At 58.6% G+C, this 25,015-nt stretch carries 20 protein-coding genes; 9 read left to right on the top strand and 11 right to left on the bottom strand.

All coding sequences use genetic code 11. From position 1 onward, the window contains the following. Window positions 1-11 precede the first annotated feature (11 nt). Both lepA and AC3B5A_RS01235 read right to left on the bottom strand, forming a co-directional pair. On the bottom strand, window positions 12-1,892 hold the full coding sequence (gene lepA, locus AC3B5A_RS01240) for a translation elongation factor 4 (protein WP_489798183.1): 1,881 nt from the start codon (window positions 1,890-1,892) through the stop codon (window positions 12-14). 229 nt (window positions 1,893-2,121) lie between these two features. Next, window positions 2,122-2,541, bottom strand: coding sequence for a YjdF family protein (locus AC3B5A_RS01235; protein WP_489798181.1), 420 nt, complete (start codon window positions 2,539-2,541; stop codon window positions 2,122-2,124). A gap of 341 nt (window positions 2,542-2,882) precedes the next feature. Between AC3B5A_RS01235 and AC3B5A_RS01230 the strand changes: the two genes are divergently transcribed. The 4 genes from AC3B5A_RS01230 to AC3B5A_RS01215 all read left to right on the top strand — a co-directional run bounded on the left by AC3B5A_RS01230 (window position 2,883) and on the right by AC3B5A_RS01215 (window position 7,394). Beyond that, window positions 2,883-3,218 carry an ATP-binding cassette domain-containing protein gene (locus AC3B5A_RS01230; protein WP_489798179.1) on the top strand — a complete coding sequence of 112 codons (336 nt, stop codon included), beginning with the start codon at window positions 2,883-2,885 and terminating at the stop codon, window positions 3,216-3,218. Between the two features lie 161 nt (window positions 3,219-3,379). After that, window positions 3,380-4,162, top strand: coding sequence for a DUF3021 domain-containing protein (locus tag AC3B5A_RS01225; protein WP_489798177.1), 783 nt, complete (start codon window positions 3,380-3,382; stop codon window positions 4,160-4,162). 92 nt (window positions 4,163-4,254) lie between these two features. Next, a complete protein-coding gene (locus tag AC3B5A_RS01220) occupies window positions 4,255-5,295 on the top strand; it encodes a LacI family DNA-binding transcriptional regulator (protein WP_489798175.1) in 1,041 nt (346 codons plus the stop codon). 329 nt (window positions 5,296-5,624) lie between these two features. Continuing rightward, complete coding sequence (locus tag AC3B5A_RS01215) at window positions 5,625-7,394, top strand: glycoside hydrolase family 13 protein (RefSeq protein WP_489798173.1); 1,770 nt, start codon at window positions 5,625-5,627, stop codon at window positions 7,392-7,394. Between the two features lie 220 nt (window positions 7,395-7,614). On the opposite strand, the gene AC3B5A_RS01210 is transcribed toward AC3B5A_RS01215, so the two are convergent. From AC3B5A_RS01210 to AC3B5A_RS01190, 5 genes are all read right to left on the bottom strand, one after another. Further along, a complete protein-coding gene (locus tag AC3B5A_RS01210; RefSeq protein WP_489798171.1) occupies window positions 7,615-8,604 on the bottom strand; it encodes a hypothetical protein in 990 nt (329 codons plus the stop codon). A 277-nt stretch (window positions 8,605-8,881) separates the two neighbouring features. Further along, entirely contained in the window at window positions 8,882-11,110 is a 2,229-nt protein-coding gene (pulA, locus tag AC3B5A_RS01205) for a type I pullulanase (RefSeq protein ID WP_489798169.1), read from the bottom strand. A gap of 140 nt (window positions 11,111-11,250) precedes the next feature. Then, window positions 11,251-12,228 (bottom strand): sugar ABC transporter permease, encoded by a 978-nt coding sequence (locus AC3B5A_RS01200; RefSeq protein WP_489798167.1) that lies wholly within the window; start codon window positions 12,226-12,228, stop codon window positions 11,251-11,253. Continuing rightward, window positions 12,221-13,666 (bottom strand): carbohydrate ABC transporter permease, encoded by a 1,446-nt coding sequence (locus tag AC3B5A_RS01195; protein WP_489798165.1) that lies wholly within the window; start codon window positions 13,664-13,666, stop codon window positions 12,221-12,223. Before AC3B5A_RS01195 ends, AC3B5A_RS01200 begins: the two co-directional genes overlap by 8 nt. 74 nt (window positions 13,667-13,740) lie before the next feature. Beyond that, entirely contained in the window at window positions 13,741-14,967 is a 1,227-nt protein-coding gene (locus AC3B5A_RS01190) for an extracellular solute-binding protein (protein WP_489798163.1), read from the bottom strand. A gap of 393 nt (window positions 14,968-15,360) precedes the next feature. Here AC3B5A_RS01190 and AC3B5A_RS01185 point away from each other — a divergent pair, with 393 nt between their 5' ends. Next, the gene (locus AC3B5A_RS01185; RefSeq protein ID WP_489798161.1) at window positions 15,361-17,091 is read left to right on the top strand and encodes an alpha-amylase family glycosyl hydrolase; all 1,731 of its coding nucleotides are present in this window, start codon (window positions 15,361-15,363) and stop codon (window positions 17,089-17,091) included. A 192-nt stretch (window positions 17,092-17,283) separates the two neighbouring features. Beyond that, entirely contained in the window at window positions 17,284-18,093 is an 810-nt protein-coding gene (locus AC3B5A_RS01180; protein WP_489798159.1) for a TraX family protein, read from the top strand. A gap of 24 nt (window positions 18,094-18,117) precedes the next feature. On the opposite strand, the gene AC3B5A_RS01175 is transcribed toward AC3B5A_RS01180, so the two are convergent. After that, window positions 18,118-19,137: a LacI family DNA-binding transcriptional regulator gene (locus AC3B5A_RS01175; RefSeq protein WP_489760954.1), complete on the bottom strand. Its 1,020-nt coding sequence runs from the start codon at window positions 19,135-19,137 to the stop codon at window positions 18,118-18,120. Between the two features lie 259 nt (window positions 19,138-19,396). Between AC3B5A_RS01175 and AC3B5A_RS01170 the strand changes: the two genes are divergently transcribed. Next, window positions 19,397-20,155, top strand: a complete 759-nt coding sequence (locus AC3B5A_RS01170) for a glucose 1-dehydrogenase (protein WP_489798157.1) — start codon at window positions 19,397-19,399, stop codon at window positions 20,153-20,155. 92 nt (window positions 20,156-20,247) lie between these two features. Then, the gene (gene rpsT / locus AC3B5A_RS01165) at window positions 20,248-20,508 is read left to right on the top strand and encodes a 30S ribosomal protein S20 (RefSeq protein ID WP_489798156.1); all 261 of its coding nucleotides are present in this window, start codon (window positions 20,248-20,250) and stop codon (window positions 20,506-20,508) included. Between the two features lie 75 nt (window positions 20,509-20,583). Here the strand turns inward: rpsT and AC3B5A_RS01160 are convergent, their stop codons facing one another. Together AC3B5A_RS01160 and AC3B5A_RS01155 are read right to left on the bottom strand one after the other, a co-directional pair. Continuing rightward, the gene (locus AC3B5A_RS01160) at window positions 20,584-21,177 is read right to left on the bottom strand and encodes a hypothetical protein (protein WP_489760957.1); all 594 of its coding nucleotides are present in this window, start codon (window positions 21,175-21,177) and stop codon (window positions 20,584-20,586) included. A gap of 135 nt (window positions 21,178-21,312) precedes the next feature. Then, entirely contained in the window at window positions 21,313-22,437 is a 1,125-nt protein-coding gene (locus tag AC3B5A_RS01155) for a GuaB3 family IMP dehydrogenase-related protein (protein WP_489760958.1), read from the bottom strand. 120 nt (window positions 22,438-22,557) lie between these two features. On the opposite strand from AC3B5A_RS01155, the gene AC3B5A_RS01150 reads away from it, so the two are divergent. Further along, window positions 22,558-24,249 carry a type 1 periplasmic-binding domain-containing protein gene (locus AC3B5A_RS01150; RefSeq protein ID WP_489760959.1) on the top strand — a complete coding sequence of 564 codons (1,692 nt, stop codon included), beginning with the start codon at window positions 22,558-22,560 and terminating at the stop codon, window positions 24,247-24,249. Window position 24,250: 1 nt separating this feature from the next. Here AC3B5A_RS01150 and AC3B5A_RS01145 read toward each other — a convergent pair whose 3' ends face one another. Beyond that, the gene (locus AC3B5A_RS01145) at window positions 24,251-24,625 is read right to left on the bottom strand and encodes a peptidoglycan DD-metalloendopeptidase family protein (RefSeq protein WP_489798154.1); all 375 of its coding nucleotides are present in this window, start codon (window positions 24,623-24,625) and stop codon (window positions 24,251-24,253) included. Window positions 24,626-25,015: the final 390 nt, after the last annotated feature.

Genomic DNA, 25,015 nt, shown 5'->3' with positions numbered 1-25,015 from the left:
CTACTCCTACGTTACCCTTCGGTCTTTTGGGCGGCGCGGATCTTGTCTTTGGTGTCGCGGTCGTTGCCGCCTTCGCCGGTGGATAGGGCGGCGATGAAGGCCTCCTGCGGCACCTCCACATGGCCGAGCATCTTCATGCGCTTCTTGCCGGCCTTCTGCTTTTCGAGCAACTTACGTTTACGAGTGATGTCGCCGCCGTAGCACTTGGCGAGCACGTCCTTGCGCAAGGCACGGATGTTCTCACGGGCGATGATACGGGCGCCGATGGCGGCCTGAATCGGGATCTCGAACTGCTGACGCGGGATCAGCTTCTGGAGCTTCTTCGTCATCATCACGCCGTAGCTATACGACTTGTCACGGTGCACGACGGCGCTGAACGCGTCGATCTTCTCGCCCTGAATCAAAATGTCCACCTTGACCAGGTCGGCGCTCTGCTCGCCGTCCTCCACGTAGTTGAGCGAGGCGTAGCCTTTGGTGCGGCTCTTGAGCTCGTCGAAGAAGTTGAAGACGATCTCCGCCAGCGGGATGCGGTAGTGCATCTGCACACGCTCGGGGCTTAAGTATTCCATCGTGCCCATTTCGCCGCGGTGCTCCTGGCACAGGTCCATCACCGCGCCGATGAAGTCCTTCGGTGTGATGATTTCGGCGGAGACCATCGGCTCCACAATCTCGCGAATCTTGCCGTCCGGGAACTCGCTTGGGTTTGTCACCTGATGCACCGTGCCGTCTTCGGCGGTGACGCGGTAGGTCACGTTCGGGGCGGTGGAAATCAGGTCCAAGCCAAACTCGCGCGAAAGCCGCTCCGAAACAATCTCCATATGCAGCAAACCGAGGAAGCCGCAACGGAATCCAAACCCGAGCGCCACCGAGGTTTCCGGCTCATAAATGAGCGCCGCATCGTTGAGTTTCAGCTTGTCAAGCGCGTCTCGCAAGTCCGGGAACTGTGCGTTGTCGACCGGGAACAGACCCGCATACACCATCGGCTGCGGGTCTTGATATCCAGGCAGCGGCTCAGCTGCCGGGTGCACTGCGGAAGTGACCGTGTCACCCACTTTGGACTGCGAGACATCCTTGGCACCGGTGATGATGTAGCCGACTTCACCTGCGCCGAGCGCCTTGGTCGGCGTCATATCCGGACTGATCACGCCGATTTCTATCGGGTCGTGCGTCATACCGACGCCCATCATGTGCACTTTTTCGCGGGAAGTCAGCTCGCCGTCTTCCATGCGGATGTAGGTGACGATGCCACGGTAGGAATCGTACACGGAGTCGAAAATCAGCGCGCGTGCCGGAGCTTCCGGATCACCATGAGGTGCCGGTATCTCCATCACGATGCGATCGAGCAACTCGGCAACCCCTTCCCCGGTTTTTCCGGAGACACGCAGCACATCACTCGGCTCGCACCCGATGAGGTTCGCGATTTCTTCGGCATGCTGATCGGGTTCGGCGCTCGGCAGGTCGATCTTGTTCAAGACCGGAATGATGGTTAGATCATGCTCGATAGCCATGTAAAGGTTGGACAGTGTCTGCGCTTCGATGCCTTGCGTGGCGTCCACCAGCAGCACCGCTCCCTCACAGGCCGCGAGCGCCCTGGAAACCTCATACGTGAAATCCACGTGGCCGGGGGTGTCGATCATGCCGAGGGTGTATTCGGTGCCGTCGAAGGTCCACGGCACGCGTACGGCCTGGGATTTTATGGTGATGCCGCGTTCCTGTTCGATGTCCATGCGGTCCAGGAACCGGTCGCGCATCTCACGTTCGGGAACGATGCCGGAGAGTTGGAGGATGCGGTCGGCTACGGTGGATTTGCCGTGGTCGATGTGTGCGATGATGCAGAAATTGCGAATCAACGACTGGTCGGTGTATCCCGGTTTGTTCTGTGCCTCTGCCAACTTGGCTCCGCTCCTCGTCCCGCTGCGCTATGTGCCGTCGCTTGTTGTCCTTGCCAACCTAGCAGCGCGCAGCCTTATCAACTGCATTCAGTCTAACCGACGCGGTGGAAACCCAAGAGCGGCGACACTCTGCGGCGTGCAGGAGCAACTGCTCTGCGCGCCCTTGCCGGCAATCACTGTTGGATGTGCTGCGCTGTGAACCATCTCGAAGCGCTGCATCGAATATTGCTTAATGCCCTTTGTGCTTGCGTCTGCGTTTCATCTGTTTAAGCTGGAACCGTTGTTCTTGCAGCAGTCTCTTGTCTTCTTTCGACCGTGCTTTGCGCCCCTGCTTCCGCTGCTCCTGTTGAAGTTTGAGCGCCTGCTGCGCCTTGGTGCCAATGCCGTCGGCGCGCATTGCCTTTTGGGCGTCCCTGCTGAGCCGTTTCGCGCCGCATTTTTTAGCTGGTTTCAGCTGAACCGGTACGGCTGGGCTGAATTCCAACTCATCGTAGTGGTGAAGTATGAAATCATATATTTCACGGTCTTTGGGTTCCGCGCCGAACGTCACTTTCGCGGCCGAAAGCTGTTCACCTTCGTTTCGCTCAAAGACCCCGACCCAAAACGGGTCCTCGAAATACACCGTCAGCGTTCCGCTTCGGCTTGCCATATTGTCCCTCCATGTTTGTGTTCCATGAAGAAGGGACAACCCGGAGGGGCAGGTTACTTACCTCTGGCGAGGCGGCCGGGCTACCTACCGGCTCTATCGGGCGAGCGCCCGAATTGCGTTTTTGTCTTCACTTGAGCCATGCGGTTACTTTATATCGTTGCTTAAAGTCGCTCACATCGCTCGCCTCGAGCATATCATGATTGGCTGTCCACTCACGGGCTGGCGTACACCGCTCACCATTGCGGGCCGACCGCTTGACCGTTTTCGCTTTTGCACACGCCGGTTTTGGGGCAGACTCATGTTTGCACCAAACGCAACGAATACGAAAGGGCGTGATAGCGATGGCGACATTGCTCCGGGCCAATCATCTCACCAAATACTATGGCAGCCACCGGGCGGTGGACGACGTGACCCTCGGCATCGAGCGCGGCAGCCTCACCGCCATCATCGGGCCGAACGGTGCCGGGAAATCCACCACCATCTCCATGCTCATCGGCATCTCCAAGCCCGACGGTGGCACCATAACCTACCCGGACTATGAACGCGCCCGGCAGCAAGCGGTCCTGCGGCAGCGAACCGGCACGGGGCGACCCACCATCGGTGTGGTCTTCCAGAACAGCGTGCTCGACCCGCAGCTCACAGTGCGCGAAAACCTGACCGCTAACTGCATTCCGTGAGCACTTTTAAGAGAGTTGTCTCGCTAACCAATTTGCAAAACGCTGAAACTCCGCTGTTTTGCAAATCCGAAACTCAGAATTTCCTTCCAAAAGTACTCACGGAACGAAAGGGCCTCCAAAATTAAGCCTCTTATGACCAAAATTCACCGAAAGACATCAATATGCTCACTCGTGCCCATAGAAACATCACACTCTACCTATGCAACCGCACGGCCACGTTCTTCTCGCTCATCAACGCGCTCATCGGGTTCGTGCTCTACCTGCTCTTTTTGAAGGACACCATGGCCTCCAACTGGACCGGCGGCAGCCAAGGCCGTGGTTACTTCACGCTCACCGACGGCATTACCCTGCCATGGCGAGATGTGCGAACGGATGTGCTGTTCCTCGCAGTCATGCTACTGGCCGCCGCGCTCAGCTCACTGCTGTGCTACGCCTTCAACGCGGGTATTCGAACCCAATCCGCCGCCTCGGGTCTCACCTCGTTCCTCGGCACGGCGGCAGGATTCCTCTCCTGCGTCTACTTCCCCATCGGTGTCATGCCGAAGGCAGCCCAGCATGTGGTCCAGTTCTGGCCCGGAGCCTATTGCGCCTCGCTCATGCGCCGACTGCTCATGCCCGATGCCGTCAGCGACGCGTTCTCAGGCACCCCGCACGCTTCCGACATGGAGCAGGCGTTCCGTGCCAAAATGGGCATCGGCTACAGTCTGCCCGGCATGAGCGGCGATGCGACGACCTCGGCCACGCAAGATTATGCCATCCATTGCGCGCTGACGTTCGCACTGGTGATGGTATGGATGTCGGTCAATGGCTGGGCGTTCATACTCACCAAGGAGCTTCCCCTGTTCCTGGGTACCTTCGTCGGCATCTACGCGCTGGTCTGGATTATCAATATCGTCTACGCCAAGCTCACCGCCCGCAGTATGAACCAGCGCCTGCGCCAATAAACTGACAAAACCGATAAACCTGCTCCCCTCGGCAAGTGGCTCGGGGCTACGCGCACGCTAGAATTAGGGATAAGCAGAAGGCAGGAGAGCATATGCAAGCCAGCATCGAAGACGTGGCCGAACAGGCGGGGGTGTCTATCACCACGGTTTCACGCGCGTTCCGGCATCCCGATCTCGTGGCTGCCGCAACTCGCGAACGCGTACTCAGCGCAGCCCGGAGCCTCGACTTCTCCATATCCCGCTCCGCTTCCCTGCTGCAGACCGGGCAGACGCATCGCGTGGCATTGCTCATTAACGACCGCTCATCCTCATGGTTCAACGCGCACGTGTATGAAGGACTGAGCGAAGTGTTGCAGCCGTTGGGGTACGACATGGTGTTCTATCAGGTGAGCAGCAGCGCACAACGGCGCAGCTTTTTCGAAGAGCTGCCGATACGGCGCAATGTAGACGCTGTGGTAGTGGCTTCGTTCGATATTGAGGGCCGCGAAGTGGAACGGCTCAAAACCATGCACGTGCCCGTGGCCGGCATCAATGCCATACCTCCCGCCGCCTTTGACGTGAGCGTCGGCATTGACGATGAGGAGGCGATGCGCCGGGTCGCCCGCCATCTGATTTCCTTGGGCCACCGTCGCATCGCCTTCCTCACGTTCCCCAACGAGAGCGAAGGTGCCAATGCGTTGCATTTCAGCGCCAGCCTGAGAGCCAAAGGATTCATAACAGAGTGCGAGCGGGCTGGAGTGGAGCCGAATATCATCACTGTACCGGAGGGTGAGGGAGCCATTGACTCAGCGCTCAACCAGCTGTTCGCTCTTGCCTCCATGCCTACAGCAATCTGCTGCGAACAAGATTCCTTGGCGGCTCCCCTGTTCAGCCGTTTGCAAGGGTTTGGCTACCGTGTGCCCGAAGACGTATCAATCACTGGTTTCGACGACATCGACATTGCTCGGCAGATCGGACTGACCACCGTGCGCCAGGACCCTGCGGCGATGGGCCGGCTCGTTGGCACCAGCTTGGCGCAGGCGATGGGCGAAGGCGAGCCAGCCAGCGACACCTCGACTCCGGCGGCCTTGCCAAGTACCTATGAGGCAACCATCATCTTCCGCAACTCCACCAAACCGCCCAAAAACCGCTAGCCACTAGGCAAAGCCTCACTGCCACCAACGCACCGAGGCACGAGCACAACACAGTATGGCAGCCCACTGACTCACAGCATTGCAGCGAGTCAGTACACCGCACGAACGCACGCTGATGTTGTCACACAGCGCAATAGAGCATGGCGCCCCAGTTGTAGCGCACTCATCACCGTCATGAAAACGCTTTCGTTCCGTAGTATTTCACATCGTCCCAGATAACCTCAAACCTCCCTCGTGTTGTTTGTTAAATCTGCTATGCTAGCGTTGTCATAAGAACGATGCTGCGACGTCACAATACAGCATCGCACGCTCAGACCAAAGGAGGCAGCATGACCGACAACAACGCACGCAGCGACTGGTGGAAGCAAGCGGTCGTATACCAGATCTATCCACGCAGCTTCAAGGACGTGAACGGCGACGGCATCGGCGACATCGCCGGCATCACCGAGAAAATGGACTACCTCAAAGCCCTCGGCATCGATGCCGTATGGCTCTCCCCCTTCTACCCCTCAGCGCTCGCCGACGGCGGCTACGACGTGGACGACTACCGCAACGTCGATCCCCGCCTGGGCACCATGGACGATTTTGACGCCATGGTAGAAGCCGCGCACACCGCCGGCATCAAGGTGATCGTGGACATCGTCCCCAACCACACCTCCAACCGCCACGAACTCTTCAAGGAAGCGCTCTCCTCCCAGCCCGGCTCGGCCGCACGCGACCGCTACATCTTCCGCGACGGGCGCGGCGAGCATGGCGAACTGCCTCCCAACGAATGGCGTTCCCTCTTCGGCGGCAGCGCTTGGGAACAGGTGCCGGACGGCCAGTGGTACTTCCACATCTTCGCCGCCGAACAGCCCGACCTGAACTGGAAGAACCCGGACGTGCACGAGGAATTCAAGAAGACCCTGCGCTTCTGGAGCGACCACGGCACCGACGGCTTCCGCATCGACGTGGCCCACGGACTGGCCAAGGATTTCGATTCCAAACCGCTTGAGGAGCTCGGCCGCGAATTCACCGTGGAAAACAACCAGCAGGGTGTGCTCGAAGGAGTGAACCCCATGTGGGACAGGCCGGAGGTGCACGAGATCTACAAAGAGTGGCGCCAAGTCTTCAACGAGTACAACCCGCCCCGCTTCGCTGTGGGCGAGTCTTGGGTGGTGCCCGAGCACCAGCATCTCTATGCCTCCCCTGACGAGCTGGGACAGGTGTTCAACTTCCAGCTTTCCAGCGCCGCATGGACCGTACAGGCTATGCGCAAGGCGATCGAGGACGGATTGGACTCGGCGGCGCACAGCGGCGGCTCCACGGCCACGTGGGTGATGAGCAACCATGACATGCCGCGCAACGCCACCCGCTACGGACTGCCGCAGGTACCGGCTCCCGATTCCCATCAGCTGGCCAAGGATTGGCTCATGCGCGACGGCACCACCTATCCCGAAGACCGCGCACTGGGTGCCAAGCGTGCACGCGCCGCCATCCTGATGGAAGCCGGCCTGCCTGGTTCCGTCTACATCTACCAGGGCGAAGAGCTCGGCCTGTACGAAGTGGCGGATATTCCGTGGGATCGACTCGAAGACCCCACACCGTTCCGCACCCATCAGAACTTCACCGACAAGGGGCGCGACGGCTGCCGCGTACCGCTGCCGTGGACCGCCGACGATGCACCGCAAGCCGCCGACTGGAGCGAATCCTTCGGTACTGGCGCTTCCTTCGGGTTCTCCCCCGCAACCCGTGCTGACGGCACTGCCAGCGCAGACCCGCATCTGCCTCAGCCGCTCTGGTTCAAGGATTTCGCAGCCAGTAGCGAGGCTGGAGACAGCACGTCGATGCTCACCCTGTACCGCCGCGCTTTGGTGTTGCGCGCTCAATTGCTCACCGCCACCGGCGACACCACGAGCTTTGAGTGGAAGGATATGGGAGACGATGTCATTGCCTACAGCCGTCCCACCGCCGATGATGCGAATCGTACGTTCGTGAGCGTGACGAACTTCGGCGATCAACCAGTGCAGCTGCCGGACGGCGAAGTCGTCCTCACCTCCGGCGAGCTGGACGGCAACGGTCAGCTGGCACAGGACGGGACCGCTTGGCTGCTGGTCTGATCTGAGCGTCCAACGCAAACGGGCTTGTTCCGACACACAACAATCGTCGGAACAAGCCCGTCGCATATCTGTGCTCGCCCATCCAACGCAAGCCTCACAGCACGATGCTTTCACCCGCCCACTCCCCATCCCCAGCGTGATGCATTGCGCTACATGACGCAAATATCGACAGAAATAGCCTGTTTTTTGTCGATATTTGCGTCATATGTCCAAAAATGCGTCATAGCTGAGACGGGGCATACCATCGCTTGATTGATCGAGGTACGCCGGCACGGCTCAAGGCTGCGACCAATGGCTCTCGATCCATCATTTCGCTATAGGTACACCGTATGATCGCCGTAACATTCGGTTCTGCAAGCAGCGCGCGCTCACGCTGCTGCTCTTCCTGCACCACCCGCCGAATGCTGCTGTTCCCGGTCATCGCAGGATCGGTGTACTTCTGCATACCATCGAATTCAACAATGACCACACCGCCATCACTCAAAGAAAACTCGAAATCTGTTCTGAACACGCGTCCCGGACGGTAAGGATTACGGTGCACCGCCTGCATGAGCGGCGGCGGAAAGCCTTCCTCCAACAACGTGCCGCGACACAGCGACTCTCCTACACTCCCGCTATGTTCACTTGCATGAGCAACCAAAGGCACCAGTTTTGTTTTCCCTTGACGCATGCACGCCAACGTAGACTCTAACTGGCTGTGCATCACTTTGCCCAGACTCAACGCGGAGTCAAACATGCTCAGTGCGTCGCGAAACGGCATCATGCCGGCACAGGCAAACAGTGTGTCAGCAACGCTTGTCACCCGCACCCCCTGCACGGTATTGCAATCCTTTGATTCTGAGTGAATGTGCTGAAGCCGGCGGCCAGTCCCGCGTCTGGTTCGCCCCTGAGTCGCAATGTATATTGTCGACTCGTCATACCAATAAGACGGGCCTGCGATGCGATGTATGGCAGCGGCGCTCAATCCGGCGAATACCCAGTCCGGATGCACCAGACTGAGTGCACGTTCGACCCATAGCATCCTTTCGACGCGACTTAGCCGCTCCCATACGCACGCATCGGCATAAACGTTCGGATACGGCTTCACAAGAACGCCTTTATGCCAATAACGCGACAACTGTTTGTGCTCAGACCCATGGCGAGGCACGGCGCAACGATGGTTGCGATGGGCACGGCTGACGCAACTCGGCAATGATTCATGTTGATGCATGCCGCAACAATATCTGCATCGGAACCACCAGCGACCTTCATCACAGCAATGTGGTCGAACGCTTCGCGCTTTATGCCCACTGTGGATAACCGTGTCGCAGCACCGCACCCCATTGCTTCGCATCCTAGCCAGCCATTCTCCCGACTGACACATTTTTAGACATTGGCGCAAATATCGACAGAAAACAGGCTATTTTTGTCGATATTTGCGCCATATAGTGCAATTTGCCATCGCGCACGCGTCGAAGACGACCGCTGAGTCACGATATGTCACCGCATCACGCCGTACGCCGCCAGATGCACAGTGAACGCGGTGGCATGTGCACAGAGCAGATTTTAGCGGGGACAATGGCGGCAGCAGGGGCAGCGACCTTATCGGGGACGACCTCACCGGAACCGATTCCGCTATTGGCCTGATGAACACCCGGGCAACGGAAGCCGACGGAACGGGAACCAGTAGCATGATCGGCAGCAGAACGGCTACCGCTCGAACATACGCCGCTCTTGACGACGCCGTCCGCACGCAGCGCAACTGCAGAGTCGGCAAGTAGCTCCCAGCCCACGGCGGTGCTGCAACCGGCACATGTGCCTCCGTCGGCTTCCTCACGACGCCCCGCAGCCAACGGCAGACCAGCAGCATCACAGGCAATATCGAATTCGCAGGCATCCGCGCTCGCATTGGCGGCGACCAGCAGGGTTTCGTTCCCCTGTCCGACAGCGAAGGCGAGCGTACCGTCGCCGGCATGCAGCGGTGTGCGAGGAGCGTCGTACAGCGCAGGATATCGCTTGCGCAGTATGATGAGCCGGCGATACCACTGCACCAAAGGCGACAAACGTGCGGCTCGATTCCAATCAAGCCGGTTCAATTCGGCGCTGCGATCGAATGAATTGTCGCAGCCGAACTTGGTTCTGGCGAACTCCTCGCCAGAAAGCAGGAACGGCGTGCCAGGCGCGGTGAACACCAGTCCGGCAGCGATGGCATTGGCTGCCAGCATGTCGTGGACACTGGCATCGTCGGAAATTGCGGAGCCACGCGCCATACGCGCATCACCCTGATGCGGCAGCACTGTCTGTGCGCCGAAATCCGCCGTGGTGGGGTTCTCGCGCATCGTGAGGCACAGTTTGTCCCACAATGTCAGGTCGTCGTGGGCGGAAACGTAGTGAATTTGCCTCCCTGCATCCCCCGGTTCCGTCAATATTTTCAGCAGCCGCCGGGCTGTATTCGAATCGTCGGCATCCGCGCCGCCTGACCCTGCGTTGACGAAGCCATGCGAGCGCTCGTCCATCACACTGCCTTTAATGCAGTCGCGCAAGTCGTCGCAGAACCATCCGATGCCGTCATCCAGCGATTTCAACCCTGTCCCCCAGACCAGCGTTGCCGGTACATCACGCGTATCTTTTTCGTTGGCTACCCACGGTTCGCCGTACATGAGCACGTCGTTGCCGCCGGGCAACCGGTTGATGGCGCGGCGCGCCTCGTTCATGGTCTGCACGTCGATCAATCCCATCAGATCGAAGCGGAAACCGTCCACGTGGTATTCACTCACCCAGTATTGCAGTGATTCGACGATGAAACGTCGGAACATGGGGTGTTCGCTGGCCATGTCGTTGGTACAGCCCGAACCGTCTCTCAGCGTTCCCGACGCTGTGCGACGGCAGAAATACCCTGGCGCTATGCGTTCGAAGGAGTTGTCCGGCGTGTACATGTGGTTATAGACCACGTCCATGATGACGCGGAAACCAGATTGATGCAACGCTTGAATCATCGCTTTGCATTCGCGGATTCGACAGGCGCCGTCGTCGGGATCGCTGCTGTAGGAGCCTTCCGGCACATCATAGGCCACGGGGTCATATCCCCAGTTGTATCCGCCCGGCTTGGTTTCATCCACTGAACCGTAGTCGTAGAAGGGCATGATCTGGATATGCGTCACCCCAAGGTATGTGAGGTAGTCTATGCCGGTTGGGAACGCTCCGGCTCCGTCCACGCTGGTTCCCATATCGCAAAAGGCTGCGTATTTGCCACGATGCTCGGCGGGGACACCGCTGTGAACGTCGTTGCTGAAATCGCCGATATGAGTCTCCCACACGACTGTGCTGTGCCGTGCTATCCGTGGCGAGCGGTCGCGGCTCCAACCCTGCGGATCTGTGCAGGCAAGATCGACCACCATGCTGCGCACGCCGTTGGCGCCACTCGCCTTGGCCCACGGGTCGGGGCTGGTGGTGCTCGAACCGTCGGGAAAGTCCAGCTCGTAGTCGTAGTAGGTACCGTCCAGCCGTTGCGCAACCGTGACGTTCCACGATCCCCCATCGCCCGATTCAAGGTCGAATGTCGTCCAGGCAGCTCCTCCCCGACCGGTGGCATACAGTCGAAGCCGCACAGCCGAGGCCGTGGGGGCCCAGAGCGTGAACTGTGTGGAACCGTCGGTACAGCGGGCACCAAGTGGACCCGAATAATAAGGGTACGCACAATCGAAATCTGCGGGGTCGTGCTGCGGTGAGACTGGCATGAACGTCCTTTCCCAGTCGTGGCTGATGGTGGAGAATCCGACGGCGAAGACCTGCCGTCACAGGCATGCGGCAAGACAAAGCCCCACCATCCCATGGGATTGAGGTGGCGGGGCGATGCAGCACCATCAAACGGAACGAGTCAGCCCTTCGTGGACCCGTCGGTAACGGACTCCTGATAGAAGTTCTGCATGATGATGAACAGGATGGCGATCGGAATCGAGACGCAGACGGCACCTGCGGCGAAGCGCGCGTACCACTGGTTGATGTACTCCTTCTGCAGCATCTGCCACAGACCAAGCGCCACAGTGTAGTTGTCCTGCGTGCGGGCGATGGCCTTGACCATCACGAAGTCAAGCCACGGCGACAGGAAGCTAGAGATGGTCTGGTAGACGATCATCGGCTTGCACAGCGGGATGATGATCTTGGTGAACACCTGCCACTTGGTGGCTCCGTCAAGGTAGGCGGCCTCGTCAAGCGATTTGGGGATGGTGTCCATATACCCCTTCATCACGTAGAAACCGGCACCGGCTCCGGCCGAGTAGACCAGAATCAGCGCCACCAGCACGAACTTGCCTTGCGTCAGGCCGAACGTCTTCAAGATGAAGTAGATGGCAATGACCGACATGATGCCGGGGAACATGCCGAGCACCAGGTTGATGTTCATGAACGCCTTGCGTCCGCCGAAACGCAGACGGGACATGCAGAACGCGACCGAGAGCAGCAGGAACAACGATATCACGCATGAGCAGCATGCGATGAAGAACGTGTTGAGGAACATGCGGGGGAAGTTCAGCACGTCAGTCTGCGTAAACAGCTGTTTGAAGTTGTCAAGCGTGTACTGACGTGGGAAGAACGTGTTCTGATATGGCGATGGGTCCTTGTTGAAGGCCTCGAGGAACACCCAGACGATGGGCAACAGCCAGATGACCGCCAGGATGGCCAGAAACAGGTGTGTAAACACGTCGCCTAGGATTCGGCGTTTGCGCTGGTCCTGCCAGAACGGCGTTTTGGTACGCGCTTTGGCTTGGACGGCGGACGTGTTATGTTCGGCATGCTGAGAGGTTTGAACCTCGTTGCGTTCGGTGGCGCCTGTGGTGGCGCGAGTTGAGCTAGGCATTGAACGCCTCCTCGTTCTTGTACGATGCGGAGCTGCGATAGGTGAGCAGCGAGATCGTGGCGAGCACGATAAACGTCAGGATGCCGATTACCGCACCAAGGTTGTATTGGGATTTATCGACCGTAAGCTTGTAGAGCCAGGTGATGAGCAGGTCGGTCTTGCCAGCGGACTGGCCGACCGGTGTGGGGCCGCCGGCGGTAAGCAGGTAGATGATGTTGAAGTTGTTGATGTTGCCGGTGAAGGTGGTGATGAGGTACGGGGTCATCACGAAGAAGATGTAGGGTATGGTGACGTTGCGGAAACGCTGCCACCAGTTGGCTCCATCGAGCATGGCCGCCTCGTACTGGTCGGCCGGAATGTTCTGCAGGATGCCGGTGATCTGCATGATCGTATAAGGAATGCCGACCCACAGATTCACGATGATGACCGTGACCCTGGCCCAGGTGGCATCCGAAAGGAATGGCAGCGGGCCGCTGGTGACACCCCAGTTCATGAGCAGACGGTTGATGGCGCCGTCCTGCTGGAGCATGGTGTTCATGACCAGCAACGAGACGAACTGCGGCACGGCCACCGACATGGAGAAGCATGCACGCCAGAAGCCCTTGAACCGCGTGGTCTTACGGTTGATGATCATGGCCAGGAACATGCCGAGGAAGAAGTTGAGGAACGTGGCGAAGAACGCCCAGACCAGCGACCAGCCCAGCACCGAAAGGAACATGTTCAGGTTGATGTCGTGGCTGGAGGTGGACGAGCTGAACAGGCGGCCGAAGTTCTGCAATCCGACCCAGCTGAACAGCACGGTATGGTTCTTGTCATAGCTGGTGAACGCCATCGAGATCATGAACACCAGCGGCAGCACGGTGAAGACGATGATGCCGAGCGTGGGAAGTGTCATCAGCCCCACCGCAGCATTGGAGTCGGCGAGCGAACGCACGTCCTGACGGAAGGTGAGCGGCACGGAACCGTCCTCCAGTGTCGCCTGAGCCTTGTACGCGCTACGTGCGGAAAGCACCGACAGCAGCACAAGAGCGACGACGGCGAACACCGCCATGACGCCGTACAGCAGAATCTGCACGGAGTTGTCGCCGGCCTGATACACCCAGAAGCCGTCGACCTTCACTTTGGTCTGCGTGGCGGTGCCAAGCGTGCCGAATTTGGACAGGTACTTCACGCCGCTGGTGGCCAGATAGGCGATGATACCGACCTCGCACAGCAGGAACAGCACGCCTTTGGCGAACTGCCGGCGCGCCAGATTGCCCAAGCCGAATATCAGGAACGAACCACGGGTCACTACATCACCCTTGGTCCAAGCATTCCTGGCGGAATATGGCGACGGGGTCAACCCATCGGAATTCACGCGCACCGTGGCGCGTTTGCTGCGCTTGTCATGGTTCGCCGGCCGACGTCGCCGCGTCGGGGCTGCCGATACTTCACTCATAACCGTTTCCTTCACCTTAAGCGCTCCGGCCGCCGGGAGCGTCACACTCACCGGCGGCCGGAAGATGCTCGGTACTACTTCTTGTAGGCCGCGGCCCAATCAGCGGTCTTCTGTGCCGCGTTGTCGACGGTGACCTCCTTGTTGGTCAACGCCTTGCCGAAGTTGTCGCACGGATCCCAGAAGTCACCCATCGCCGGCAACGTGGACTGCACACGCGCCACACTGGAGATGGTGTCCATCTGCGCCTGGGCGGCGGAATCGCCTGTGACGCTCGAGGCCAACGACTTGTCGGAAGGCACCACGGAACGCATCTCGTAATGCTTCTTCTGCGCCTGCGTGGAGCCGAGGAAGGCGGCGAACTGCGAAGCGACCTTAGGGCTCTTGGAATTCGGGTTGTAGCCTACTGCCTTGGAACCCGCGAAGGGCGCGATGGGATAGGTTCCGGAGTCGGTGGTAAAAGTAGGCGGCACCGCGGCGGCGTAATTGTCGCCCAAAGCTTGCTTGGCGTTGTCTGCGTCCCAGGTTCCCGAGAAGAACACGTCCGCAGTGCCGTCCTTGAGCGCCGAAAGACCGGCACCGTTGTTGTCAAGCACAAAGTTGGGGTTGTTGACCAGCTTCGCCAAATAAGTGGAGACATCGGCAGCATGGTCGCCCAGGTTGATGCCGTCGCTCTTCTGGTCGCCGTCCTTGCCGAATACGTTGGCGCCGGCACCGAGATAGAATCCGGGCAAGTACCACGAGTTGCCGAGATCGAAGCTTACTTTGCCCTTGGAGAGCATGGTGTCGAGCGACTTGATGTCGTCGGCGGAGAACTTGGACTTGTTGTAGTACATGAACCAGGTATTGCCGGTGTAAGGAACGCCGTAGATCTTGCCGTCCTCGCCGGTAACGGACTTGATCATCGATTCGTCATCCTGCTTCTTGACCTGCGCCGCGGCGTCGTCGCTCAGTTCGCCGATGGCCTGGGCTTGGACGAGCAGACCGAGCTGATCGTTGGCAAAGAGGTATACGTCAGCAGCCGCGGACGGGTCCTGCTTGACGGTGGTGGCGGCATCGCCTTCGGCGACCACGGAGTTCTTCCATGTGATCTTGTAGTCGGGATGAGCCTTCTCGAACTCACGTTCCATAGTAGGCAGCCAGGAATCTGATTTTGCCTGATCTTCAGACGAGCTCCATACTGTGAGATTCACGTTCTTGTCGTCGCCGGAAGCACTGGAGTCGGAACCCGAGCCGCATGCAGCGACTCCCATGGTCAGCGCCAAGGCAAGGCCCGCGCCCATAATCCGCTTTACGTTAGTCATCTTTGACCTCCTCAATATCTGAGTTCTCTTCTTATATAGCAGGCAAATCCCCAGCTCGTGCGCCACACGCTGCACAGCATCTGCGCGGTACAGCACCGTAACTGTCGTTGTCTAAGTCAGCAGTGTACACGGTTTTGCAAACGTATGCAAATTCATATGACATCTGACGCCACAAACAAAAGAATTCCTTCTCTCCCATACCCTTCTCTTCGCCGCTATACGCCATATTTCGCCTTTTGCGGGATACAGAACACGCGCATCATAGCGTACAGAAAACACCGGTCTGCTAGCGTTTGCATAATCCTGTAGTATGTAGACTGGCAACAACGCCACCAGATACAGGCCACACCGGTTCGACGACGAACACCACAACACCGGAGTTAAGGAACGACGATGAGCGAAACCTCACAGAAACAGCGACAGCAGGCGCAGCAGCCACAACAGCAGACACCGACACCTCAGGCAACACCTCAACCACAACCGGACCCGCATCGCAACCGAGAACACACGCTGCCGCCTCGCCCGAAGTGGCTGGAAGAAGCCAGATTCTACGAGATATATCCGCAGAGCTTTGCCGACAGCAATGGTGACGGCATCGGCGACATCCCAGGCATTTGCTCAAAACTCGATTACATCAAAGACTTGGGATGCAACGCACTGTGGATCAACCCGTGCTTCGATTCTCCCTTCAAAGATGCCGGATACGATGTGCTTGATTACCGCAAGGTAGCCCCCCGCTACGGCACCAACGACGATTTGGTACGACTGTTTGCCATGGCTCACGAGCGCGGCATGCACGTGCTGCTTGACCTGGTGCCAGGCCACACCAGCGAAGAGCATGAATGGTTCCAGCAGAGCCGCAGACCGGAACACAACGAATACTCAGACCGTTATATTTGGACCGGCAGCGCGATGGAGGGCTACTCCATGCCGTTCATCGGAGGCGAGAGCGAGCGCGACGGCGCCTATATTCTCAACTTCTTCAAATGCCAGCCAGCGCTGAACTATGGATTCGCCCATCGCGATAAGCCTTGGCAGATGCCTCCGGACTCCCCTGCCGCATTACGCACACAGCAGGCCATGATTGACGTCATGGAATATTGGCTCGCCCTGGGCTGCGACGGGTTCCGGGTCGATATGGCCAACTCGCTGGTCAAAAACGACGGCGAGGACAAGCCTGAAACCATCAAGGCCTGGCGTCGCATGTTCACCACGGTCAAGAATGATTACCCGAACTCCGCTTTCGTTTCGGAATGGGGTGTGCCCGATCAGGCACTGAGCGCGGGATTCGACATGGATTTCTACCTGGACTGGCGTTGGGACGGCAATCCAAACGGCTACGCCATGATGGCTCGCGACACCGACGACCCGTTAAGCAGGCAGGGCGACGCCAGTTACTTCAATTCCGACAGCGGGCAGAGTGCCACACGCTTCCTTGATGAATACTTGCCCCGGCTTGAGGATGCGCAACAGCTCGGCGGTTACTTCAGCCTCATCACCTGCAACCACGACACCCCACGACTGGCGCCCCGTCTGAGCGAACGTGAGCGCAAGGTGGCCTACGGCATGCTGCTCACCTTGCCCGGCGTACCGTTTGTATATTACGGCGACGAGCTGGGCATGAGCTACCGCAAGCTGCACACCAAAGAGGGCGGGTTCTCGCGCACCGGCAGTCGTACCCCCATGCAGTGGGATCATAGCGCCAACCTCGGCTTCTCCACGGCGCCTGCCAGCCAACTGTACTTGCCGGTGGAAGATGAACGAACCACTGCAACGGTAGCCGATCAGAGCGGCGAGAGCGATTCCATGCTGAATTGGGTGAAATCGCTGCTGCACCTACGCGATACCGTGCGCGCGCTTGATGCCGGCGCTCGGTTGCAGGTCTTGGCCGCTGCGAGCGAGGGGCGTTCCTTGGTATACGAGCGCTTCTCAGATCATGCTACCGACGATGACCGGCGGGTGCTCGTGGCACTCAACCCGGGCACTCGCGAAGAGCAGGTGAAGCTACCGGAGAGCGTCCGTATGCATGCGGCTGTCCGAGCCGCGACCGCCCTCGGAACGGTGCAGCCTCTGGACGACGCATTGTCGATCGGGCCGCAGAGCTTCGCCGTGTTTATCATGTAGGCTGAGTGCCCGCACAGGAAATTCGTCTCGGAAGTTATCTACTTGAATACAAACATGTATATAACAATTTATATACCCTAATATGTAAGCATTTCTGTTGCATAGAATGACGGCTACAGCAACTACGTCACAGCGACCACCGCTACCGGCGACGATATGATACGAACGTCAACAGCCACAAGGAGAGACACGATGAGCAGGAACACCAGCAGACAACGTAACGCAGACGGCACCGGTATGCGCCGGGCACGGCGGCGTGGTCTCTCCGACTTCCGCATCAAGGTGATCGCAACCACGCTGCTGGCTGTAGGCACCCTCGGCACCACCATGATTCCGGCATTGGCCGGCACCGGTGGTTCAGGGGCCGCGTTGCGATCCGATGCAAGCCAGATGACCATGACCGGGCTCACGCTCACCGTGCTGAGCGAAAGTCTGCTATGGGCAGCCACTCCCCTGTATTCCTGGCTGTTGGTTCAGGGACTGCGTCATACACGCAACCTAGGTCGATACATGGCAAGCCTGCTGGTCTTGGCCCTGCTCGCCGAAGTGCCTTACGACCTCACCACCACCGGCACGAGCGTGGACTGGAGTTCGCAGAACCCGACGTTCGCTCTCTTGGTAAGCCTGGTTGTGCTGGCGGCCATCCGTTGGGCGAGATCGCTGCCGGCCAGTCAGGGGCGACTCATGCAGGTGCTGGTGGCGGCGGCCGGATTTGCCTGGATGCTGATATGCCGGGTGGGTGTGCGTCAGCAGTTCATCAACCTCGGTGTGCTCACTTTGGCATGCTGTCTTATCTTCTATCTGTGCCGCACCGAAACCGTCATGATGTTCGGTGCCGGCTTGTTGGGCGCCCTGTTTGGCGTCACTCCGGCTTTTGGCGTGGTGGCACTGCATTGGCGCAACGAGGAGCTGGGATACGACCGGAAGCACAGCTGGGTCAAATGGGTGTTTTATGTGTCATACCCTCTCATACTGTCGGTATGCGCACTAACGGTGATGTAGCGCGGGGCGGCTTAGGGCTGCCGTTCAACCGCGATCGAAGGTGGCGTCAGTGCCTCGCAGCACCAGTTGCGGTCGAACCGTACGGAACGGTTCGACCAGACTGTTGCCGGCAATGAGGTCGAGCGCCTGTTTGGCTGCCCACTGCCCCATCTCCTTGGGATCCTGTCGCATAGTGGTCAGGTCGACAGTATCGGCGTTAGGACTGTCATCAAAGCCGATAATCGAGTAATCCTGCGGGCTGATATGCCCGTACTTGCGCAGTTTCAGCAGCACCGGTATGGCCATCATATCGGTCTGGCAGCAGATGGCGTCAGGAAAATGCGACAGCCCAAGCAGGGCCGCCAAGGCCGAGTCGGCAAAATCGCGCCCACGTGGCACCTCAAGCACCTCCCATTGCAAATCCCGTTCCGAGGCCGCCTCGCACGCCTTTACGAACCCGCTCGTGCGCTTGTCGATACTGGAATTGATGGAATTGCTTTGCGAACACACATAGACGATATGGCGATGCCCGAGATTGATGAGATGCTGTGCCGCCGTATACATGCCCTGCTCATCATCAATGCTCACCGCCGCGTCGAATCCCTTGACACTGGGAGTGTTGATACCCACGATCGGCACATGGATGCGCTCGAGTCGTTCCACCTCATGGCGCGCCACCGCGAACGAAGCCACGAATACCGCATCCACATTACGTCTGACCGGTAGGTTATCAAAAAAATCACGTCGGTTTTCCGCAGTGTCAACGTGCTGAAACAGCGAGATGTCGTAGCCGGCAGGATGCATCACCGATTCGATGCCGGCAAACACCTGCGTATTGAACCAGCTGGTAATCTCCTCGTTCATCAGCATGGCCACACGGTAGGTTTGGCCCGACTTGAGCGTTGTGGCGGAACGGGATATGTTGAAATCCAGACTATCAGCGGTCTCCAACACCTTTTGCCGCGTCTTGTCAGATACCAGGTCCGGACGTGTGAATGCGCGCGAAACCGTCGAAATGGAAACCCCCGCAGCCTTGGCTACATCTCTGATCCCTGCATTCGTCATACGTGTTCCTTCCTCACAGACAGCGCCATCGTTACCCTACTGTGCTCCAACCTACTGCATACGTTCGCAAAAGGGAAGCTCACGGCGTTCCTGCTCTCAGCAAGCACCCTATCTAACTTGATTTCCATCCAAAACCTGAGTTCCGCTCGTCATCCAGCAAAACACTGGTATCATGAGAACAACTCCGCTCTGCAATGCAGCAGCACGAAGCCATGTACCGTGACTCAACGCCGTGGTACGGCACAAGAAAGGAACAAAGATGTCTGAACGTCTAACAGGAAAAGTAGCCATTGTCACCGGCGGCGCGGATGGTATGGGCGCCGCACACGCACGTCTCTTCGTTGAGGAGGGCGCCAAGGTGGTACTCACCGACATCCAAGAAGAGAAAGGGCAGCAACTGGCCGAGGAGCTTGGCCCCAACGCCCTGTTCGTCAAGCATGACGTCACCAGCGAGGAAGACTGGGCGCACGTCGTCGAAGAGAGCGAACGTGCCTTCGGTCCGGTCACCGTACTGGTCAACAACGCCGGCATGAGCTACAGCAGCAAGTCCGAGGAAATGAACGATGCCCAATGGCAGAAGGTCGTGGCGCTTAACGAATCCTCGGTCTTCTACGGCATCAAGCATGTCATCCCATCCATGCGCAAAGCCGGCCAGGGATCCATCGTCAACATCTCCTCGGTTTCCGGCTTTGTCGGGCAAGCCGGCGGCCTGGCTTACAACGCCACCAAATTCGCGGTTCGCGGCATGACCAAGAGCGCCGCACTTGAGTATGCCGACGACCATATTCGTGTCAATTCCATTCACCCCGGCGTGATCCGCACCCACATGATCGACGAAATCATGGCTCGCGGAGGTGAAGGCAAACGCGTCACGGAAGAGATGGTTGGCCAAATACCTTTGAAGCGTATGGCCGAGCCCAAGGAAGTCTCCTACGCAGTGCTGTTCCTCGCTTCCGACGAAGCAAGCTATATTACTGGCACAGAGCTTCTGGTGGATGGCGGCACCACCGCTGTGTGACTTGGCGTAAGCCCATGAAACCGTTCGGCGCGGGGACATGGTATATTAAACCTTGTATGTCCTTAAAGTCGTAACCGTTGTTTGGAGTAGATGTGGCAAACATTAAGTCGCAGAAGAAGCGAGTCATCACCAATGAGAAGGCGCACAAGCGCAACGTGGCAGTGAAGTCCGGTCTCAAGACCGCGATTCGCAAGACCCGTGAGGCCGTCGAGGCCGGAGACAAGGCCGCAGCACAGGCTGCGTTCAAAGTCGCCGGACAGAAGCTCGACAAGGCCGCCGGTGCCGGTGTGATTCACAAGAATCAGGCCGCGAACCGCAAGTCGAGCCTGGCACTCGCCGTCAACGCGCTGTAAATCTGAGCCCTTTCGGGCCGGTGTTTAAGGTGGGGATGCAATCGCAAGGTTGCATCCCCACCTTTTTCTTTTGTCTCATCCCAAGTCCGCCAACGTGCACACCCAACGTGTACCGTCGAGTTTCAGCACCAGCGTAACCCAATATTCAGCGCGACTGATGCGCAGACGTACCGCGATCTCGAACGTGGTCGGACTGATCATCATGCCGTTGACCAGCGTCGGCATTACCGGCAGGTAGCTCAGTTCGTTGCGTTGTTCGGGATGGTTGTTGAGGTGGTTGGCCACCAGCCATGCCATAGTCTCCAGCTTGCTGATGCACGTGCCGGTCAGCTGCCGGTTGAGTGTACGCCCAGGCACACGCTGGCGCACCACATCCACCACGGTGCAGGCTACCCTGCACGCGTGCATGGCAAAACGGTCGCACTGATCTGGATCAATCAACGCCTGGAAACAATAGGCGAAGTGGTATGGTATCGGAGCCGAGGAAAGCTCTACTTGAATATACCCGTCGCACTGCGGCAACCCATTGCGCTGCTGTGAAACCACTGAAGACGCGGCAGCAGAGCCAAGCGAAACTCCCATGGGCGGCTGTGCCACGCCACCATCTGTGAGCGCAAGGACGTCACGGCAGCCCTCATCCGCCTTGCTGGTGCCTGCTGTTCCTGTCATGCGCTACTCCCCGGTCGTGCCGCCTTTGCAGGTGGTATGCCCGGCGCAACACGAGCGCCGGGATTTCATCACACCAGATGGGAGCACGATAAGCAACGTGACATGGAAAATTTCAATGCTTATTTTCGCATGTGCTTATCGGATGCCCGCACCAATTACGTCAACCTCGCACTTCTGGAAGCTTTTTACATCCAAATAGCCCGTTGTGGCCATGGTGCGGCGCAGCGCTCCGATAAAGTTGGCCGTCCCGTCCGCATTATGACTGGGACCATAGAGTATCTGCTCGAGCGGTGCCACCGTGCCCACGTCGGTACGGAAACCGCGTGGCAACGTAGGATGACGAGCCTCGGCACCCCAATGCATGCCCTGCCCAGGAGCCTCAGTGGCACGCGCCAAGGGAACGCCAAGCATCACCGCGTCCGCACCAAGAGCAAGAGCCTTGATGAAGCTGCCCGATGTTCCCATGCCGCCGTCGGCAATGAGCTGCACGTAACGGCCGCCGGACTCGTCCATGTAGTCACGCCGCGCTTCGGCCACATCGGCGATGGCGGTAGCCAACGGAGCCTGCACGCCCAATGTGTCGTTCGTGGAAGAGACCGCTCCCCCTCCAAAGCCGACCAGCACACCCGCAGCACCGGTACGCATCAAATGCAGGGCCGCAGCATAGCTCGCCGCACCGCCAACAATGACCGGCACATCGAGGTCGTAGATGAACTGTTTGAGGTTCAACGGCTCATGGTCGTACGACACATGTTCAGCCGAAACCGCGGTGCCACGAATCACAAACAGATCCACACCGGACCGCACCACGGTCTTATAGAACTCCTGGGTATGCTGCGGAGACAACGCTCCGGCCACCGTGACACCAGCCGCACGAATCTCCTGCAAACGCGCCTCGATGAGTTCAGGTTTGATCGGTTCCGCATAAATCTCCTGCATGCGCGCAACCGCCTGATCGCGATCCAAACGCACGATCTCATCCAGCAACGGCTGCGGATCCTCATACCGGGTCCACAAGCCTTCCAGATCAAGCACACCAAGAGCGCCGAGCTCACCCATGGCAATAGCGGTCTGAGGACTGGTGACCGAATCCATGGGAGCTGCCAGCACCGGCACATCGAACTCATATGCATCGATTTGCCAAGCCGTCGAGACCGCCTGTGGGTCTCTTGTCCTACGCGAAGGCACGATGGCGATGTCGTCGAGGGAATAAGCGCGACGGCTCTTTTTGCCGAGGCCGATTTCAATTGCTTCACTCATGCTTGCAAGAGTAGTGCTCAGGCGTGACGAAAACGGCGGAAAATGAGGCTGCACAAACCGGCTATATTCCCCTCGAGATAGAATCAGGCTGATTCCAGTACGAGGTCGGAGGAAACAGGGATGACAGTACCAAGCTCACGCTCCCGCCGCCGGGTATCCACCTTGCTCATGGCCTGTGTCATGGTGGCTACTCTGGCGGCCTGCGGACAAAGTCCCACCGTGAACGCCGCAGAAACCCCAAACGTAGACGCTGCATCTGCCAGCAACGCACAAGCTGCCGTGTTCATCCCCTCCGACAGCATTACCATCTCCCAGCACACCCCTTTGAACAAGTGGACGGCTTTCGCCCCCCGGTTGGTCTCTGCGCTACGTAAAGCAGGTCTGGCCAAAGACGCCATCGTACAGAAGACCTCACCGTCGCAAGCCAAGCAGAACGACGACCTGGAAGATTATGTGGAACATCATCTTGTCGGCGAGGCTGCAGCCCGCCGCACCACCTTGTTTGTGGCGCCGGCTCAGGCACAGTCCCAAAGTGCTACGGTGCGCCAATACGGCGACTATGTGAGCAATGCACAGTCAACACTCCCAACCGCGTCAAGCAGCGGCGAGGGCAGCACAACACAACAGGAACCGTCTCAAGCCGATACCGCAACGAAACGGCAACACGAAGAGCAAAGACTGGCTCAGACGCTTGGAAAAGCGCACAAAGCAGGAGCACATGTCACACTCATCGCTTCACAGGTTGCCGATTTCACGCCTGATGCCTATGTGAGCCTGTCCACGCCCGAGGAGATTGGCGCGCTGCAGGCCAGTCAGCTGGTCAGCAAGCTGGCATTGGACAACACCACAGCAAACCATCCCAAAGCCATCGAGGTGCTGTTGCCGGCGGATGCGGGCGACCAGAAAAGTGCGTCGGATGACGCCAAGTCCTCTGATAAATCATCAGACAAATCCTCCTCTGCTCAGTCACAAGATGCCAGCAAGTCGTCTTCTGCAGCCTCAGACTCGTTTAACAAAGCCGCATTCAGCGGTATCTGGTCGGTATTGGCGCCGTATTTCCAGTCAGGTCGCGCCTACAGCCCCTCTGGCCTAATCACCGCGTCCAGCACGAACGACGACTGGAAGTCGCTGACCTTTGAGGCGCGCAAGTCCTCGCAGATTCGCGAGGCGTTGAGATCGCGTCTGCAGTCCGGCTCCACCGGCGACCGCGCCTCATCCCCCGCACACATCGACGGCATCATCGCAACGAACGATTTAACGAGCGATGCGGTGACCGCCGAATTGCAGTCGTTGAAATACCATGGCAGTTCAGCCGACATTAATCCAGACATCACCATCCCTAACATTGTGGGCAGCATCACCGGCAAGCGCACCTTGACCAAGCAAGCCGTCCCCAAACCCCAAGATGCCGGTGTCGCAGGTGCTCCTGCCGACGGCGAAGCGGGCGATGCCAAAGGAACGAACGGCAATACCACCGCACCTTCCACTCAACCCAACGAGAGCGGCGACCTGACGTGGCCTATCGTCACTGGGTACGGTTCATCGATCAGCATCATCCCCAACATTGTGGACGGCAAGCAGTGGGCCACAGGGATGGAGGACATCACCGGCATTACCAGCGACATGGCCGCATTGGCGTTGGCGTTCAGCGACCGTACTCCGCTCGATCAGGTTCCCTCCACCAGTATGCAGCAGGTCGGCCAATCCACCGTTCCTGTGCTTCATAGAGGCCTCGTCGCAGTGAGCGCCGGTAATCTCAAACACGAGCTCATCGATCCGGGGTACATCACCATGGCAGATGCGGGACTCTGAGTTACCCATCGCCAGCCGGTTTCAGCACGATTTTTCGGTTGGATACCAACCTCTCCGGATCGTAATATTGCCGTTCCTCACGTCTGACACCCCAATGTACGCATGAGGCTTGGCAATGGTCGGACCCTCCGCTCACCACAGCGAACGGCATGCGCTTGCGCACACTCGCACCCACATGCAACTCGCTGGCAGCTGGCTCAAAAGTCAGTGTGAAGGCGGATGACTGTAGACTGACCACGCTTTTACCAGCCACTTCCCCGTTGAAGCTGACGATACCGTCGTCTGGCGCAAGCAGCGTCGTGCCCGGCAGCGCTTCGAGGTCGAGACCTCGATGCCCGGCACTCCACTCCTGCTCAGGAGCTTCAAAATGTCGCATCACTTGGTGGGGTTCCACAGGCCATGCCATCACAGCCGTGCAGGAAGCCTGCGCATGGTCATACGCCTTCCCACGCACTCTTGGCTGGCTTATGGCAAATATATCTCCAGATGAAGGAAACTCCTTGCCGCCGGTACGCCCACTCACGGGCGTCACGGAAGCCACACCGCACCGGATTTGCCGCACGCGACTCGTATGGCCAACAGCCTGCGTCGTTCCGATTCCTTGAGGTATCAGAGTCGTAACGCACAGCGACAACACGACCGCCATAAACGCTATCGCCATATAGCTGGCGCGCGTACGCTGCCGCCATATCTCCTCACGCCAACTGAGCAGTCTGCGTATCCGTCCTGCCCGTTCCCGACATTCCCTCCGTTTACTGTTCATCGC

The sequence above is a fragment of the Bifidobacterium sp. ESL1133 genome (assembly GCF_058107325.1).
Note: the sequence above shows the minus strand (reverse complement) of the source record. Positions and strands in the feature narration are given on the sequence as shown.

What these genes read in the sequence shown, in the direction of transcription:
- AC3B5A_RS01225 (WP_489798177.1), top strand. Translation starts at nt 3,380, where the DNA reads ATGCTCACTCGTGCCCATAGAAACATCACACTCTACCTATGCAACCGC.
- AC3B5A_RS01215 (WP_489798173.1), top strand. Translation starts at nt 5,625, where the DNA reads ATGACCGACAACAACGCACGCAGCGACTGGTGGAAGCAAGCGGTCGTA.
- AC3B5A_RS01190 (WP_489798163.1), bottom strand. Translation starts at nt 14,967, where the DNA reads ATGACTAACGTAAAGCGGATTATGGGCGCGGGCCTTGCCTTGGCGCTG.
- AC3B5A_RS01170 (WP_489798157.1), top strand. Translation starts at nt 19,397, where the DNA reads ATGTCTGAACGTCTAACAGGAAAAGTAGCCATTGTCACCGGCGGCGCG.
- AC3B5A_RS01145 (WP_489798154.1), bottom strand. Translation starts at nt 24,625, where the DNA reads ATGCGACATTTTGAAGCTCCTGAGCAGGAGTGGAGTGCCGGGCATCGA.
- AC3B5A_RS01230 (WP_489798179.1), top strand. Translation starts at nt 2,883, where the DNA reads ATGGCGACATTGCTCCGGGCCAATCATCTCACCAAATACTATGGCAGC.
- AC3B5A_RS01195 (WP_489798165.1), bottom strand. Translation starts at nt 13,666, where the DNA reads ATGAGTGAAGTATCGGCAGCCCCGACGCGGCGACGTCGGCCGGCGAAC.
- AC3B5A_RS01235 (WP_489798181.1), bottom strand. Translation starts at nt 2,541, where the DNA reads ATGGCAAGCCGAAGCGGAACGCTGACGGTGTATTTCGAGGACCCGTTT.
- AC3B5A_RS01200 (WP_489798167.1), bottom strand. Translation starts at nt 12,228, where the DNA reads ATGCCTAGCTCAACTCGCGCCACCACAGGCGCCACCGAACGCAACGAG.
- AC3B5A_RS01180 (WP_489798159.1), top strand. Translation starts at nt 17,284, where the DNA reads ATGAGCAGGAACACCAGCAGACAACGTAACGCAGACGGCACCGGTATG.
- AC3B5A_RS01220 (WP_489798175.1), top strand. Translation starts at nt 4,255, where the DNA reads ATGCAAGCCAGCATCGAAGACGTGGCCGAACAGGCGGGGGTGTCTATC.
- AC3B5A_RS01210 (WP_489798171.1), bottom strand. Translation starts at nt 8,604, where the DNA reads ATGCATCAACATGAATCATTGCCGAGTTGCGTCAGCCGTGCCCATCGC.
- AC3B5A_RS01185 (WP_489798161.1), top strand. Translation starts at nt 15,361, where the DNA reads ATGAGCGAAACCTCACAGAAACAGCGACAGCAGGCGCAGCAGCCACAA.
- AC3B5A_RS01150 (WP_489760959.1), top strand. Translation starts at nt 22,558, where the DNA reads ATGACAGTACCAAGCTCACGCTCCCGCCGCCGGGTATCCACCTTGCTC.
- AC3B5A_RS01155 (WP_489760958.1), bottom strand. Translation starts at nt 22,437, where the DNA reads ATGAGTGAAGCAATTGAAATCGGCCTCGGCAAAAAGAGCCGTCGCGCT.
- AC3B5A_RS01160 (WP_489760957.1), bottom strand. Translation starts at nt 21,177, where the DNA reads ATGACAGGAACAGCAGGCACCAGCAAGGCGGATGAGGGCTGCCGTGAC.
- AC3B5A_RS01175 (WP_489760954.1), bottom strand. Translation starts at nt 19,137, where the DNA reads ATGACGAATGCAGGGATCAGAGATGTAGCCAAGGCTGCGGGGGTTTCC.
- pulA (WP_489798169.1), bottom strand. Translation starts at nt 11,110, where the DNA reads ATGCCAGTCTCACCGCAGCACGACCCCGCAGATTTCGATTGTGCGTAC.